Source organism: Nakamurella lactea DSM 19367, assembly GCF_000426645.1.
In the GTDB taxonomy this organism is placed as follows: Bacteria; Actinomycetota; Actinomycetes; order Mycobacteriales; family Nakamurellaceae; genus Nakamurella; species Nakamurella lactea.
On the sequence record NZ_AUFT01000001.1, the window covers coordinates 524,716 to 539,354 of the forward strand.

General features: G+C 69.7%; 14 protein-coding genes. 6 read left to right on the plus strand and 8 right to left on the minus strand.

Annotated elements, in window-relative coordinates; all coding sequences use genetic code 11:
• Positions 1-3 precede the first annotated feature (3 nt).
• A complete protein-coding gene (locus K340_RS27015) occupies positions 4-1,239 on the plus strand; it encodes an ROK family transcriptional regulator (RefSeq protein WP_161632041.1) in 1,236 nt (411 codons plus the stop codon).
• A gap of 24 nt (positions 1,240-1,263) precedes the next feature.
• On the opposite strand, the gene K340_RS0102610 is transcribed toward K340_RS27015, so the two are convergent.
• From K340_RS0102610 to nhaA, 8 genes are all read right to left on the minus strand, one after another.
• Positions 1,264-2,721 (minus strand): LLM class flavin-dependent oxidoreductase, encoded by a 1,458-nt coding sequence (locus K340_RS0102610; RefSeq protein WP_029135553.1) that lies wholly within the window; start codon positions 2,719-2,721, stop codon positions 1,264-1,266.
• Between the two features lie 136 nt (positions 2,722-2,857).
• A complete protein-coding gene (gene uriH, locus K340_RS0102615) occupies positions 2,858-3,823 on the minus strand; it encodes a uridine-preferring nucleoside hydrolase UriH (RefSeq protein ID WP_029135554.1) in 966 nt (321 codons plus the stop codon).
• 79 nt (positions 3,824-3,902) lie between these two features.
• On the minus strand, positions 3,903-4,355 hold the full coding sequence (locus K340_RS33765) for a DUF4240 domain-containing protein (RefSeq protein WP_051264859.1): 453 nt from the start codon (positions 4,353-4,355) through the stop codon (positions 3,903-3,905).
• Between the two features lie 24 nt (positions 4,356-4,379).
• A complete protein-coding gene (gene dhaM / locus K340_RS0102630; protein ID WP_029135555.1) occupies positions 4,380-6,737 on the minus strand; it encodes a dihydroxyacetone kinase phosphoryl donor subunit DhaM in 2,358 nt (785 codons plus the stop codon).
• Entirely contained in the window at positions 6,737-7,369 is a 633-nt protein-coding gene (gene dhaL, locus K340_RS0102635; protein ID WP_029135556.1) for a dihydroxyacetone kinase subunit DhaL, read from the minus strand. Before dhaL ends, dhaM begins: the two co-directional genes overlap by 1 nt.
• Before the next feature lie 8 nt (positions 7,370-7,377).
• Complete coding sequence (gene dhaK / locus K340_RS0102640) at positions 7,378-8,379, minus strand: dihydroxyacetone kinase subunit DhaK (protein ID WP_029135557.1); 1,002 nt, start codon at positions 8,377-8,379, stop codon at positions 7,378-7,380.
• A complete protein-coding gene (gene ddaH, locus K340_RS0102645) occupies positions 8,376-9,170 on the minus strand; it encodes a dimethylargininase (RefSeq protein WP_029135558.1) in 795 nt (264 codons plus the stop codon). The genes dhaK and ddaH overlap by 4 nt, the downstream gene beginning before the upstream one ends.
• 43 nt (positions 9,171-9,213) lie before the next feature.
• Entirely contained in the window at positions 9,214-10,578 is a 1,365-nt protein-coding gene (nhaA, locus tag K340_RS0102650; protein WP_051264962.1) for a Na+/H+ antiporter NhaA, read from the minus strand.
• 629 nt (positions 10,579-11,207) lie between these two features.
• Here nhaA and K340_RS27030 point away from each other — a divergent pair.
• The 5 genes from K340_RS27030 (at position 11,208) to K340_RS0102680 (ending at position 14,610) form a co-directional block, all read left to right on the plus strand.
• The gene (locus K340_RS27030; protein WP_037362241.1) at positions 11,208-11,912 is read left to right on the plus strand and encodes a GNAT family N-acetyltransferase; all 705 of its coding nucleotides are present in this window, start codon (positions 11,208-11,210) and stop codon (positions 11,910-11,912) included.
• A gap of 38 nt (positions 11,913-11,950) precedes the next feature.
• Positions 11,951-12,268: a phage tail protein gene (locus tag K340_RS33770; RefSeq protein WP_084613995.1), complete on the plus strand. Its 318-nt coding sequence runs from the start codon at positions 11,951-11,953 to the stop codon at positions 12,266-12,268.
• A 145-nt stretch (positions 12,269-12,413) separates the two neighbouring features.
• Positions 12,414-13,268 (plus strand): type II secretion system F family protein, encoded by an 855-nt coding sequence (locus tag K340_RS0102670; protein WP_029135560.1) that lies wholly within the window; start codon positions 12,414-12,416, stop codon positions 13,266-13,268.
• A gap of 19 nt (positions 13,269-13,287) precedes the next feature.
• Positions 13,288-14,226: a type II secretion system F family protein gene (locus K340_RS0102675; protein ID WP_029135561.1), complete on the plus strand. Its 939-nt coding sequence runs from the start codon at positions 13,288-13,290 to the stop codon at positions 14,224-14,226.
• A gap of 141 nt (positions 14,227-14,367) precedes the next feature.
• Positions 14,368-14,610, plus strand: a complete 243-nt coding sequence (locus tag K340_RS0102680; protein ID WP_029135562.1) for a hypothetical protein — start codon at positions 14,368-14,370, stop codon at positions 14,608-14,610.
• Positions 14,611-14,639 lie beyond the last annotated feature (29 nt).

Genomic DNA, 14,639 nt, shown 5'->3' on the forward strand with positions numbered 1-14,639 from the left:
CTGATGGATCCCGATCACGACGATCAGCGCTCGACGCCTGCGGGCGGCCGCAGCGCCGATTCGCCGCGGCTGCTGCGCGAGATCAACGACCAGGTGGTACTGGGGCTGCTGCTCGAGCAGGGTCCGATGACCAGGGCAACGATCGGTCAGCAGTCCGGCCTGTCCAAGCCGACCGTGTCGTCGCTGCTGAGTCGGCTGGAGCAACGAAGCCTGGTGGTGACCACCGGCGAGATCGCCAACGGCCCGGGGCCGCGGGCGCGGATCTACGCGGTGAATCCGACTGCGGCCTACGTGATCGGCATTCACGTCGAACAGCACGGTTGCGTCGCCGCGCTGGCCGGACTCACCGGAGAGATCGTGGCCAGCTGCACCGTCGACGTGCCGGCCCGGCGCCGGTCCGCACCGGTCGACGAGATCGGCCGGGCGGTGTCCGGGGTGCTGGCCAAGGCGGGAGTGTCCGGCGACGACGTCCAGCAGGTGCTGATCGCCACCCCTGGGGTGATCGACCCGGTCACCGGTGCGCTGCGTCATGCCCGGCACCTCAGTGGCTGGGAGTCGCCGGATCTGATCGCCGAGCTGACAAGCACCTTGGGCATCCGGGTCTCGCACGGCAACGACGTGAACCTGGCGGCCGTCGCCGAAGGCGTGCACGGATCGGCCAAGGGCCAGCACGACTACGCCCTGCTCTGGCTGGATCGCGGCGTCGGGCTCGGGATGGTGTTGGACGGCCGGCTGCGACACGGCGCGCACGGCGGCGCCGGCGAGGTCGGCTACCTACCGGTACCCGGGGTCGAGCGTCCGCGGGTCGACCGCGGGGCCCCAGGCGCCTTCCAGCAGCTGGTCGGCGGGCAGAGTCTGCACGCCTTGGCCCGCCGCTACGGCATCCGCCGGCGGGAGCCGGCGGCGATCGTCACCGCGGCCCTGGCCGCAGGCGCGGCGGGCCAACCGCTGATCGACGAACTGGCTGACGGGGTGGCGACGGGCGCAGCCGCCATCACCACCCTGCTGGACCCGGGTCTGCTGGTGCTGGGCGGCCCGGTCGGGTTGGCCGGCGGAAACGTTTTGCTGGACAAGGTTCTTGTCCGGATGCGACAGATCTCCTTCGTCCGGCCGCAGGTGGTGCTCAGCACGGTTACCGCCGACGGGGTGCTGCGCGGCGCGGTCGAGGTGGCGCTGAACGAGGCCAGGACCGTGCTGTTCGGTCGGCAACGGCCGGGATTGCCGGCCGGCGCGGTCTGAGCCGGCCGGCAGACCGACCGCCGACTACCCCGCGTCGCTGGAGCGTTCGGCCGCCAGCACCTCGTGCGTCTTCGACGGCCGGGTGCCGGCCGTGGCGTTCTCGGATCCGGTGAAGGCGCCGCGATACTGCCGGGCGGGATGTCCGTGCGCCACCTGCGGTGAGTCGCCACCCAGCAGCTTCTCCCGGAAAGTACCTGCGATGTACTCGGTCTGCACCCGTCCGCGTCGTTGAAGTTCCGGCACCACCAGCTCGACGAAGTCGGTGAAGGTGCCGGGTGTGATGGCGTAGGCGATGTTGAAACCGTCCACCCCGCCGACCTCCATCCACCTTTCCAACTCGTCCGCGACCGTCTGGGGGCTGCCGACCAGCACCGGACCGAGTCCGCCGATCGAGCGGTGCTTGACGATCTCCAACGGCGTCCAGGTCCGACCGGACTTGTCGGCCTCCAGCAGTTCCAGCGTGGAGCGCAACGCATCGTTCTGCACCGCTCGCAGCGGCTCGTCCGGATCGAGATCGCCGAAGTCGAGTCCGGTCCAGCCGCCGTAGAAGGCGAGCATTCCCTCGCCGGAGGCATATTCGAGATACTCGTCGTACTTGGCCCGCGCCTTGGCATCCGTCTCGTCGGTGATCACCGTCAACAGGGCGAAGATCTTGACGTCGTCGCGCCCTCGACCGGCCTGTTCGGCCCGGTCGCGGATGTCGTCGGTGACCGCCCTGGCCGTCTCCGGCGTCGGCGGCGCGATGAACACGCCCTCCCCATGTTTGGCCGCGAATCCACGGCCGCGGGGCGACGCTCCGGCCTGGAAGATCACCGGCGTCCGCTGCGGGCTCGGCTCGAACAGCGCGATCCCTGGCACATCGAAGTACTCACCGTGATGGTTGATCGGGTGCACCTTGGTCGGGTCGGTGAACACGCCCCGCTCGCGGTCGCGAATCACCGCACCGTCGTCCCAGCTGCCCTCCCACAGCTTGTAGGTGACGTCAAGGAACTCGTCGGCCAGGTCGTAACGCTTGTCGTGGGCGACCTGGGTCGTCATCCCGAGATTGCGGGCAGCCGAGTCGAGGTAGCTGGTCACCACGTTCCAGGCGATCCGGCCCTTGGTCAGGTGATCGAGGGTGGCGAACTTGCGGGCCAGCGCATAGGGCAGCTCGTAGGTGAGCGCCGAGGTGACGCCGAAGCCGAGATGCTCGGTCACCATCGCCATCGCCGGCACCTGGAAGAACGGATCGTTCACCGGGACCTGGTCGGCGTCCACCAGTGAGGTCTCCACCGAACCGCGGTACACGTCATACACACCCACAACGTCGGCAATGAAGATCGCGTCGAACCGCCCGCGCTCCAACACCTTCGCCAGATCGGTCCAGTACTCCAGGTCCTTGTACCGCCAGGCCTGGGAGTCCGGATGCCGCCAGGTTCCCGCCGCCTGGTGACTCACGCAGGTCATGTCGAACGCATTGAGGATCATCCGTTGTTGTGCCATGCCGGGCGTTCCCTTCGTCGGGCTTCCCGGCGTCGTCCGCGGACCCGGGTTCGACGCCGAAGCTACCCGCAGCCGAATCGGAAGAACCCGTCGGAGGCTGTCCTTCCCAACCGTTGGGACGGGTGGGCCGACGCGCTCAGGGTCGGCCGATGGCGGTGATCGCGTCGACGACCAGATCCCAGAACGCCGGTGCGTCCAGGGTGATCGCCACGTCCGTGTCCAGCCGTGCACCGTCCCGGCCGAGGAAGTCGCAGACCGTCATCCCAGCGGTGAGCCGGCCGGCCAGCTCCACCTCGACGTGCGCCGGACGGACCGTCATCACCGACGGGTCGATCACCCTGGCCACCGCGCACGGGTCGTGCACCGGCGGGTCGCCGAAGCCCTGTTCCGCACGGTAGTTGGCGCCATAGGCGGCCAGCAGGTCGACCACGAACTGTGCCGCCGGCGTTCCGATATCGGAAATCCGTTGCTGCACGGCAGGTGTGGCCAGAGCCTGATGGGTCAAGTCGATGCCGACCATGGTCACCTGCCACGGCGCGGTGAAGACGATCTGGGCGGCCTCCGGGTCGACGGCGATGTTGAACTCAGCGGCCGGCGTCACGTTTCCCTTGCTGTACCCGCCGCCCATCAGCACTACCTCGGCGACCCGCTCGACGATCGCCGGACACTTGCGGACAGCCAGCGCGATGTTCGTCAGCGGAGCTGTCGGGACCAAGGTGATGCTGCCCGGCGGATTGTCCATCACGGTGTCGATGATCAGGTCGACTCCGTGTCGATCATCCAGCGGCACAGTCGGTTCGGGAAGCACCGGGCCATCCATACCGGACTCGCCGTGGATCGCCGCCGCGGTCCGGATCGGCCTGATCAACGGGACCGCGGAACCGGCTGCGATCGGCACTCCGGTCATGCCACAGACGGTGGCGACCACCCTGGCGTTGTGCGTCACCTTGTCCAGGGTCTGGTTACCACCGACCGTGGTGATGCCGACCAGCTGCACCCCGGGGTCGCCGTGCGCGAGCATGATCGCGATGGCGTCATCGTGTCCCGGATCGCAATCGATCAGGATGCGCCGCGGTTCGCCGCCCCGGTTCCCAGCAGTCATCGGTGCTCGCTCCTCGGTCTCGTCCGCCCCGTTGCATCCGCCTCGTGTCATCGCGAACCGGCGTTGCTGCCGGCCGTGGCTATCGCCAGCCTGCCTCGTTGCTGCCGGTCTCGTAGCCGACCGAGGTCCGGAAGGTCCAGTCGGAGCCGGTCTTGTGCTCGAAGGCCACCGGCGCCACATACAGCAGTTCCTCGGCGCCCAGGTCCCAGGTGTCGGACATCGCCGACGGATCCTGCAACACCTTCTGCCACACCTGCCGGCCGGAGGCGACCACCGCGCACCGCGCATACAGGAAGACCTCCTTGGACAGCGGGAACGCCGGGCTCTCCGGACCGTCGGCGGTGTCCCGGATCGGCTGCGCCATCCGATCCCGGGAATCGATCGCGTGCAGCGCGCTCGCCAGGTGCTCGGCGAAGGACTCGATCCGCTCGGTGTCGCCCTGGGTGAGGTTCTCGGTCAGCACGGCGACGCCCTCGGGCTCGGCCCTGCCGTGCAGGCCGGCGATCAGCTCCCAGAATTCCTCGTCAGTCATGGGTAGATCATGCCCGATCGACGGTTACAGCCCGGCGACCAGTGCCTTGATCTGCGGGATCCGGGCGGGAGCCATCGACAGCTCGACGACCCCACGATCCACCAGTGCCTTGACCTGTTCGGCCATCGCGGCCATCTCGCCGCAGACGGTGACCGGGACGTGATGCCGGCGCGCAGTCTCGCAGAGCGTGTCCAGTAGGCGCTGGACCGGAGGTGCCCCGACGTCCAGCAGATCGGCAACGCCGGGCTCGGTGCGTTCGGCCGCCATCGTGTAACTCGTCAGATCGTTCGATCCGACGGAGAAGAAATCCGCGATCCCGACGAACTGCTCGGCGTACAGCGCGGCGGCCGGGATCTCGATCATGATGCCGATCTGCTCGGGCGCGGCGTGCTCGATGCCCTCGGCCACCAGGGAATCGACCGCGTCGTCCACCGCCTGCCGGAACGCGACCGCCTCCGCCCGGACGGTGACCATCGGGGCCATCACCGACACCCGGTGTCCGGCAGCGGCCCGGCAGATCGCCCGCAGTTGGGTGCGCAGCATTGCCGGCCGTTCCAACAACAACCGCAGCCCGCGGATCCCGAGGAATCCGTTGTGTTCCGGGGTCACCGAAACGGAGGGGATCGGTTTGTCTCCCCCGGCGTCGACCACCCTGATCACCACCGGCCGCCGGCCGAGAACGTTCAGGATCGCGGCCAGATCTGCGGTCTGGGTGTCCTCGTCCGGGAACTCGGGCCGATCCAGCAGCAACAACTCGGTTCGCAGCAGGCCGACACCGTCGGCGCCGTTGGCCACGGCCGCCCTGGCGTCGGCCACCGACCCGATGTTGGCGGCCACCAGCACCGGGCGGCCATCGCGGGTACTCACCGGAGCGGCGGCGGCCGCCCGCAGTGCGGCGTCGGCCGCGGCATTCCGGTCGATCCGGTCGGCGATCTCCTCGAGTTCGGCGGTCGGCGGATCCACCCGCACGGCGCCGGTCGCGCCGTCGATCGCCAGGGCAGTCCCCGTCGGCACTCGATTCAGTGCCTCGCCGGCCCGCAGCACCAGCGGCAATCCCAGGCCCCTGGCCACGATCACCGCGTGTGCGGTGGTCGAGCTGCCGGTGAGCACCGCGGCGACCGCTCCTCGTTCCACCAGGGCCGGGACTTCGGCCGGGCCCAGCTCGGCTGCCACCACTATCGCTCCCCGCACCGCGTCGCCGATCCGATCCAGCCGCAGGCCGAGTTCGGCCAATACCACCAGGCCGGCCTCTTTCAGATCGATCGCGCGGGCGGCGATCAGCGCATCGCTGGACGCCTGAAGCTCCTTCGCGGCTGCCCCCACTGTCTCCCACCAGGCTCTGGTGGCCCCGCGGTCCAGCCGCGCGTACGCGGCCTCCCGCAGTTGCGGGTCGGCCACCAGGGCGGCGTGCGCCTGGCCGAATTCGCCCTGCCCGGCAAGCTGTTTCGCCGCCGATCCGATCGCGGAATCCAGCCGGGCCCGCTGCGTCGCCCGACCCGCGTCACCGACGATCCGGTCGGCGCCGGCCGGCAGTTCGTCGGGCAGGGCGGTCAGCCGGTACAGCGGGCCGAGCGCCAGGCCCGCTGAGCCGGGGACCGCCAGCACTGTGCCGTCGGCGTCGGGGCCGGGCGGCCGGTCCGCATCCGCCAACGGCCCGCCGTCGTCGGCCTCGCCGCCATCGCCGGCCTCGCCGAAGCCCCCGGAGATGGTCGCGGTCAGCCGTTCGAGGACGGCGTCCGCGTCCTCGCCCCAGACGGCGATGCGCACGGTATCGCCGCCGCGCAGCGCCAGTCCGACCACCCCCAGCACCGAACGCAGGTCCACCGTCGGCCCGTCGGACCGGCCGATCCGCACGGTCGCCGACGTACCGGCCAGGTGTCTGGCCAGTTCGGCAGCCGGCCTGGCGTGCAGACCGAGCGGATTGACCAGCACCACCTGCGCCTCACCGGTCGCCGGCGCAGCGCCAGTCCGTGAATCATCATCGGCGGGTCCGGCATCGGTGGTGTACCCGGCAGCTGCGGCCGCCGCGGCGACCGCCGCCAGATCCGCGCCGCCCTCGGCGGCAACCGCGGCGGCAATGGCGCCCTCGACCAACGGGGCATCGACGATCCGGCACCGCCCGGCCGCGGCCCCGTCGAGCCCCTCCACCGCCATCTCGGTGGTCATCAGCGCCGAGCCCAGGTCGTACAGGATGACGGTTCCGTCGGCCTGGTCGGTGCGCCGCAGGGCATCGCTGATCCGGTCGTAGGAGGTACCGATCCCACCGCGGCCGTCGCCGCCGGCGGCCGCGATGGTGACCGACGGTGCCATCTGCGCCGCGACTTTCGCTGTCCCGTCGGCGATGTCGTGGCTGTGCGAGACGAGGACCAGGGCGACGGTCATCAGCCCGCCGCTGCCGCCGCAAACGCCCGCAGTAGATATGCCGAGCTGCGGGATCCCGGATCGACGTGGCCGATGGACCTGGCGCCCAGATAGGACGCCCGGCCCTTGCGGGCCTGCAGCGGTGTGGTCGCGACCGCTCCGCCCTCGGCCGCCTCGGCCGCGGCGGCCAGCACAGCGGCCACGTCACCGCCGTTCCTGGCGGCCGCTTCCGCTGCGTCCACCGCCGGGGTCAGCGCATCGACCATGGTCTTGTCTGCCGGCTCGGCCTTACCCCTGGAGACCACGCCGTCGCGGGCGGCGCCGAGAGCGGCGGCGACGGTCGCGGCGTCCAGTTCGGCTGCCTCCCCGGCGGCCGCGGCAGCCCGCAGGAAAGCAGTTCCGAACAGCGGACCAGATGCACCGCCGACGGTCGAGATCAGCGTGGTGGCAACCAGTTTCAACACGGCGCCGGGGGTGGCGGGCACCTCGGCGTCGAGCTTGGTGATGACCGCGGCGAATCCCCTGGCCAGGTTGTCCCCGTGGTCGCCGTCGCCGATCGCCCGGTCCAGGCTGGTCAGCTCCGCCCGGTTCACCGCGATCGCGTCGGCCGCGGCCCTGATCGCGGCGGCTGTGGTCTCGGCTGTGCAGCCCATCGTCGTCCTCACCTTCCCCATCGCAGCGCCGCAGTGTGTACCGGGGCGTCCCACAACATCGTCGTCTGCTCGTCCAGTTGCAGCAAGGTGATCGACAGGCCCGGCATCTCCAGCGAGGTGATGTAGTTGCCGACCAACGACCGGCTGACCTCGATTCCCTTGTCCGCCAGATACTTCCGAGCACCGTTGTAGGCCAGGTAGAGCTCGGCCAACGGGGTGCCACCGAGCCCGTTGACGAACAGCAGGACCCGATCACCCGCGGTGAACGGCAGATCGCCGACGATCGCGGTGAGGAGCGTGCCGACGATCTCGTCGGCAGTTGCCATCGCGGCGCGTTCCCGGCCGGGTTCGCCGTGGATCCCGACGCCCATTTCGATCTCGTTGTCGTCCAACACGAACGACGGCTCGCCGGAATTCGGCATCACGGCCGGTCCGAGCGCGACCCCCATCGAGCGGACCTTCGCCGTCACGGCTGCGGCAATGGCGGCGACGGTTGCCAGATCGTCGCCACGGTCGGCGGCGGCACCGGCGATCTTCTCCACCAGAACGGTGCCCCCGACGCCCCGCCGACCCGCGGTGAAGGTCGAGTCCTGGACCGCGACGTCGTCGTCGACCAGCACGGTGGCCACCGGGACGCCGTCGGCAGCGAGCAGTTCGGCAGCGGTCTCGAAGTTGAGCACATCGCCGGTGTAGTTCTTGACGATCAGCAGCGCGCCCCGCGGACCGGCCGCCGCCTGCACCGCGGCCTGCACCTGATCGGGGGTCGGTGAGGTGAAGACCCGGCCGGGAACGGCGGCGTCCAGCATGCCGGGCCCGACGTAGCCGATGTGCAGCGGTTCGTGGCCGGCCCCGCCGCCGGAGACCACCGCGACCTTGTCGGCCACCGGCGCGTCCACCCGGACCAGGTGGGTCGGACCGGCGCCGATCCTGACCAGGTCACGGTGGGCTGCTGCGAACCCGGCGAGCGCCTCGTCGGTGAAAGTGGCCGGGTCGTTGACGAACTTCTTCATCCGCGGATCGCCGTCCCCGGCGTGCTGCGGAGCCGGACCGACAGGCAGGTGACGCAACCCTCGAGCTTCTCGAACTCGCTGATGTCGACGGCCACCGGCCGGTAGCCGAGTTCGGCGAGCACGGCGCCCGATCGTGGGGCGGACGCGGCGATCAGCAGTTGACCGTCGCCGAGGTCGACGACATGCGAGCCGGCCTCCTCGGGCATCGGCCGGAAGTGCGGGAAGAAGGACGGGTCGTCGACCAGCGGCGGATAGCCGACGATGCTGCCGTCCGGCAGCGCAGTGACCGCAGACTTCAGGTGCAGCACCTTGCTCGTCGGGACGCCGATCACGGTGTGCCCCAACGGTTCCACCAGCGATCTGAACCCGGCCAGCCCGGCGGCATCGGTGCGGCCGCCGCGGCCGACGTAGACCCGTTCGCCGACCTTCAGCACGTCACCACCGTCCAGGGTGCCGGCCGGCATCGACAGCACCCGGTAGCCAAGTTCCTGCAATGCGGCCCGGGTCCCCGCGGTCTCGCCGGCGCGCTGATCGGCACCGGGGCGGGTGATCACCGCAGTGTCGCCGAACATCACCACGGTGTCCTCGACGAACACGCCATCCGGATGATCGGCGGCCGCGGGCACCTCGACGATGCCCCAGCCGGCCGCCTGCACCGCATCCAGATAGCCGTGCCACTGACGCTCGGCCAGTCGAACGTCGACAGGTCGGCGGTCGAGATGGGTGACCAGTCCTTCGGCCAGCCGCGGTGACGGCTGCCGCACCAGTGCTCTCACGTTCGCCTCATTCATCGATCCGGTCGTGGCAGGAGGTACCGGCCGGGTCCATCTTCGTTCAGTCCGGCTCGGCTGTCGAAGCCGGAGGTGCGTACACGTCCGGCACGCCGTCGGCGTCGGCATCCAGACTCTCCTGCTCGCAGATCCGCCGGTAGACGCGGTTGCGGATCCGCAGGAGTACGGCGGACAGTAGTGCCGCCAGCACCGAGCCGAGCAGAATCCCGACCTTGGCATGATCGTCAGCCGCGGTCCCCGGCCCGAAGGCGAGCTCGCTGATCAGCAGCGACACGGTGAATCCGACCCCGCCGAGCATCGCCAGCCCGATGACGTCCCACCAACTCAGATCCTCGGCCAACGGCTGCCGGGCCAACTTTCCGACGACCAGCGTGGCCAGCGCGATGCCGATCGGTTTGCCCAGCACCAGCCCGGCGGTGATGCCGAGCATCACCGGGTCGGCCAGTGCACTGCGGATGCCTGGCAGACCGCCGATCGCGACCCCGGCAGCGAAGAAGGCGAAAACCGGAACGGCGACGCCGGCCGACAGCGGCCGGATCCGGTGCTCGAAGATCTCGGCCAGGCCGGGGCCGGCCTCCGGACCGCCGTTGGCCCGGCTCCGGAGCACCGGCACGGTGAAGCCCAGCAGCACGCCGGCGACCGTCGCGTGGATGCCCGAGGCGTGCACCAGCGCCCAGGTGATCACCCCGAGCGGCACCAGCAGGTACCAGCTCCGGACCCGTCGCTGGACGCAGAACCCGAAGAGCGCCAACGGGATCAACGCCAACGCCAGGTATCCCGGGTGCAGTTCGTCGGTGAAGAACAGCGCGATGACGGTGATCGCGAGCAGATCGTCGACGACCGCCAGGGTGAGCAGGAACGTCCGCAGCGCCGTCGGCAGGTGGGTGCTGATCACCGCCAACACGGCCAGCGCGAAGGCGATGTCGGTGGCGGTCGGGACGGCCCAGCCACGGCTGATGCCCGCGTCGCTGGTGGTGTTGACCAGCAGGTACAGCAGCGCCGGCACGATCATGCCGCCGACCGCAGCAGCCACCGGGACCATCGCCCGTCGCGGATCCCGCAGGTCACCGGCGACGAACTCGCGTTTGAGTTCCAGGCCGGCGACGAAGAAGAAGATCGCCAGCAAGCCGTCCGATGCCCACTGGCCCAACGTGAGGTCCAGGTGCAGCGACGCGGGCCCGACGACGGTGTCCCGCAGGTTCAGATAGGAGTCGGCGGCCGGCGAGTTCGCCCAGATCAGCGCCACCGCGGTGGCCACCAGGAGCAGGGCGCCGCCGACCGTCTCCTGCCGGAGCAGCCCCGCGATCCGACTGGCCTCCGGCCAACTCCCTCGTCCGAACAGGGTCCGACCGGTCCGGCGCCGGGCGGGGCGGACCGGCTCCGGCTGGGTAGGGCCGGGGGTGTCGATGGGCACGACGGGCATCTCCTTGGCTGCGGCGGCTCACTGCTGGCCCGAACCGAAGAACCCTGCGGGCACCTCGAATTCGACGCCGACCAGGCTTCCCGGCACACCGGGGTCCATCGTAGTGGCCGCCGCCGCACCGGGCAGTTGCGTACTGAAGTCCCCATCTACTCCTTTGGAGCAGGGGATCACTCGTTCGGTGCAGTGCGACTACGTAGCGCCATCCAAGCCGTTGGCCGGTGTTCGGACCCGACCTTCTCACGCGCGATCCGTTGCCGGCGCGGCATCCACGCCGGGCGGGCGGTATCGGACGCGGCTGCCGAGCCGCCGACCAATTGTCGATCGCGCTCCGGTCGTGGTTGATGTGCGGCCGCCCGGCGCCGGCGGGGTCGCCGATGGAAGGCGCTCTCCGACGGCTCCGATCGACACATCGTGGTCCGATAGTGTCTACCCTCCCCCGTATGGGGTTCCTCCGGCCGGAACTATTGAAAGCGCAGCTACAACGGCTATTCTCTAGTGGCACGTCGCGCTCCCTTCGAAGACCGCAGGGCACGGAACGATCAGTCGGGTGGCATTTCGCGGACCCACGGGATCCCCCGATCAGAGCGAGCTTGCCCAGGACAGAAGGGGGCACCATGCAGTCTGATCAGTTCGCCACGCGACTGACCGAGAGGGCATCCGGGTGGTTGTCCGAGCACGCGCCGGACCACCCCTCGCTGCGCAGTGCACACCGGGCGACGGAGGAACATCGGGTCGATGAGCCGATGGGGGACCTGGACGCCGATCGCCCGGACGAGGACACTGTCTGGCTACACACAGTCAGCGAGCCCGCAGTGCGACCCGGTCCGCTGCCGACCGATCCCAAGCAGCTGTCGAGCAACCCGGCCATCCGGCGACGGATGGCCACCAGGTACGACCATGATCTGTTGCGGGCGATCTTCACCGAATGCGCGTCGCCGACGTTCGCCTCGCTGCCGATCTCACTGGCGGCGGCGTTGCTGGACGCCCAGTTCCGAGCTCACCGGATGGATCGTCAGCAGAACTGGCCCGACGCTGTCGACCAGATCATCGAGATGCACGGCGTCCCGGCCGGCCGCCTCACCCTGGCCATCCGCGGCGACAACCTGCGAATCCTCGACCTCGGCCTGCTGACCGGCTTCCGTAACCAGGGCGTCGGTGGCGCGGTACTGACCGACCTCATCGAGGAGGCCACCGCCCATCAGCTGAACATTCGCGGTGCGCTGGCCAAGGACAACCGCACGCTGGCGCTCTACCTCCGCAGCGGCCTCGAGGTGGTCGCCGAGACCGACACCCATTTCGAGTTGGAATGGGCGTGTTGAGCGAACCGGATCAGTTCGCCGAGCCGGATCAGACCGCCATGAGAGAGCCGTTCGTCGGTGAGATCCGGGAGTTCGTCGGTGAGACGGCGCCCGCCGGGTGGGCACTGTGCGACGGCCGGGTCCTGCAGATCAACGACCACCGGACGCTGTTCGCGTTGCTCGGCAGCCAGTTCGGCGGTGACGGACGATGGACCTTCGCGCTCCCGGCGCTCACCGGATCCCGGAGCCCGGCGGCCGGTAACAAGGTCGCCAGGAACCGACGCGAGGACGACCGGAGTGCAGCGCACGGGACCGATCGTCCGCCCGGCGGCACCCGGTTCATCATCTCGCTGGACGGCTCGTCGCCGCGGCAATAGCCATCCCCGCGCGAACAGCTCATCGGTCGCATCATCACCGACAGTCCCTGCATCCCCAGCTTTATCCACAATGGGGTGAACGCCTTGGGCCGACCACGACGACTGCGTTAGGTTGCCAGGGGCAAATGGTCGGGAGGGGGCACGGATGGGCGCTGTCGTCGGGCTCTTCGGTGGCCTCGGCCTGCTGTTGATCTGGCAGGGCTTCACCTCCCCGGCCCGCCCGGCCCGGACCCGTCGGTTCGCCGAACACACCCGCGAGCAGCTCGCCCAGGCCGGCCTGAGCAACATCAGCCCGGCCCAGTTGCTGGCCAGCCAGCTGGTCTGTGCGCTGTTGGCCGCCACCGCGACCCTGGTGCTCACCCAATCCATCTCGGTGTCGGTGATCTTCGCGCTGTTCGCGGCCGCTGTGCCCCGGCTGCTGGTCACCCGGCTGCGCCGTAAACGGCAGGCCGATCTGCGCGAATTGTGGCCGGAGGTGGTCGACAACCTGACCTCCGGCGTGCGCGCCGGGTTATCGCTCCCCGAGGCCTTGACGGCCATCGGTGCCCGGGGACCGGAGGCGATGCGCGAGGCCTTCCGCCGGTTCGGCAGTGACTACCGCACCACCGGACATTTCAACGATTCCCTCAACCGGCTCAAGGCCGCGCTCGCCGACCCGGTCGGCGACCGGGTTTGCGAGTCGCTCCGGGTGGCCAGGGAGGTCGGAGGTACCGACCTGGGCCGGCTGCTGACGACCCTGTCGTCGTTCCTTCGCGACGACGCGCGCACCAGGGCCGAGTTGATGGCCCGCCAGTCGTGGTCGGTCAATGCGGCACGAATGGCGGTCTGCGCACCATGGCTGGTCCTGGTGCTGCTGGCCACCCAGAACGAGACCCTCGACGCCTACGACACCCCGACGGGTACGGCGATCCTGCTGGTCGGTGCCGCGCTGTCGATCGGCGCCTACCGACTGATGCTCCGGATCGGCCGGTTGCCGGAAGATCGGCGGGTGCTGCGGTGATCGAGCGGCAGGCGGCCAGGTGAGCACCGAATCGCTGATCGGGGCGCTGCTCGGCGCCGTCGCCGCGGTCGGCCTGCTGCTGGCGGTGCTGTCGTCACCCCCGTTGCGGCGGCGCTCGCTGGCCGACCGGGTCGCGCCGTACCTGACGGAGTCCGACGTGCCGTCCCGGCTGCTCAACTCCGGCCCGGACCGCAAGAGCTCGACCCTCGGCCGACTCGCCGGTCCGCTGCTCAAGGACGCGGTGACCTTCCTGGACAAGGTGGTCGGCGGACAGGCGACGGTCCGGCGGCGGCTGGCCGCCCTTGATTCACCGATGACGGTGGACCAGTTCCGCACCGAACAGGTGCTGTGGGGCGCGATAGGCGCCGGAGTCGGGTTACTGATCGGGCTGCTCGCGGTGGTCACCGGCCAGTCGAACCCGGCGATCCTGGTGGTGCTGGTGCTCGCCTGCGCGACGGGTGGGGTCCTCGGTCGGGACTGGTGGCTCAGCCAGGCCGTCGCCAAACGCGATGCCGAGATGCTGATCGAGTTCCCGGTGATCGCCGAGATGCTGGCGCTGGCGGTGACCGCCGGCGAGGGCCCGATCGGTGCCATCGATCGGGTCAGCCGACTGGCGAACGGGCAGTTGGTCTCGCAGCTCGCCGGGCTGCTGGCCGAGACCAGGGCGGGCACGCCGCTGCTGGAAGCCCTGACCAACCTCCGTGACCGGACCCGGCTGGAGCCGTTGGCCAGATTCCTCGACGGCATGGCGGTGGCCATCGAACGCGGCACCCCGCTGGCCGACGTCTTGCGCGCCCAGGCGGCCGACGTGCGCGCACTGGGCAAACGTCAGCTTCTGGAATCCGGCGGCCGCAAGGAAATCGCCATGATGGTTCCGGTAGTTTTCATTGTTCTGCCGATCACCATTGCATTCGCGATGTATCCAGGGCTGATGGCTCTCACGTCGGTGGCCCAGTGACCCACTTCGGAATTCGACATCTTTCGGCCGGTTCTGGTATTTGTCTACCGACCCGAGAGACCTGCCCACCTGGCCGAATGGCCGGCCGGGCCACCGATACGAAACGCTCAACGCCGTCCCCCACCGCAGGAGGAAATGATCATGATCGACAGACTTACCTATTCAGCGTTGGCGGCGTTGTCCGTCGTCATTCGCGCCGCCTTCGGTCCGCCGGAATCGACGGACGACGAGAAATCGGACCGCGGCGACGTGCCAGGTTGGGTGATGATCACGGTGATGACGGCGATCGTGGTGATCGCGCTGCTCGCGGTATTCCGCGAACAGGTACTCAATGCGGTGAAGAGCGCCTTCGACAAGGTGAACGACTCGGGCAAGACGAAGTAGGTCCGGTCGTCGCCGGGCAGCGCCGCGCC

What these genes read in the sequence shown, in the direction of transcription:
- K340_RS27015 (WP_161632041.1), top strand. Translation starts at nt 4, where the DNA reads ATGGATCCCGATCACGACGATCAGCGCTCGACGCCTGCGGGCGGCCGC.
- K340_RS33765 (WP_051264859.1), bottom strand. Translation starts at nt 4,355, where the DNA reads ATGACTGACGAGGAATTCTGGGAGCTGATCGCCGGCCTGCACGGCAGG.
- K340_RS0102610 (WP_029135553.1), bottom strand. Translation starts at nt 2,721, where the DNA reads ATGGCACAACAACGGATGATCCTCAATGCGTTCGACATGACCTGCGTG.
- dhaL (WP_029135556.1), bottom strand. Translation starts at nt 7,369, where the DNA reads ATGGGCTGCACAGCCGAGACCACAGCCGCCGCGATCAGGGCCGCGGCC.
- K340_RS27030 (WP_037362241.1), top strand. Translation starts at nt 11,208, where the DNA reads ATGCAGTCTGATCAGTTCGCCACGCGACTGACCGAGAGGGCATCCGGG.
- K340_RS0102670 (WP_029135560.1), top strand. Translation starts at nt 12,414, where the DNA reads ATGGGCGCTGTCGTCGGGCTCTTCGGTGGCCTCGGCCTGCTGTTGATC.
- K340_RS0102680 (WP_029135562.1), top strand. Translation starts at nt 14,368, where the DNA reads ATGATCGACAGACTTACCTATTCAGCGTTGGCGGCGTTGTCCGTCGTC.
- K340_RS33770 (WP_084613995.1), top strand. Translation starts at nt 11,951, where the DNA reads ATGAGAGAGCCGTTCGTCGGTGAGATCCGGGAGTTCGTCGGTGAGACG.
- dhaM (WP_029135555.1), bottom strand. Translation starts at nt 6,737, where the DNA reads ATGACCGTCGCCCTGGTCCTCGTCTCGCACAGCCACGACATCGCCGAC.
- ddaH (WP_029135558.1), bottom strand. Translation starts at nt 9,170, where the DNA reads ATGAATGAGGCGAACGTGAGAGCACTGGTGCGGCAGCCGTCACCGCGG.
- uriH (WP_029135554.1), bottom strand. Translation starts at nt 3,823, where the DNA reads ATGACTGCTGGGAACCGGGGCGGCGAACCGCGGCGCATCCTGATCGAT.
- dhaK (WP_029135557.1), bottom strand. Translation starts at nt 8,379, where the DNA reads ATGAAGAAGTTCGTCAACGACCCGGCCACTTTCACCGACGAGGCGCTC.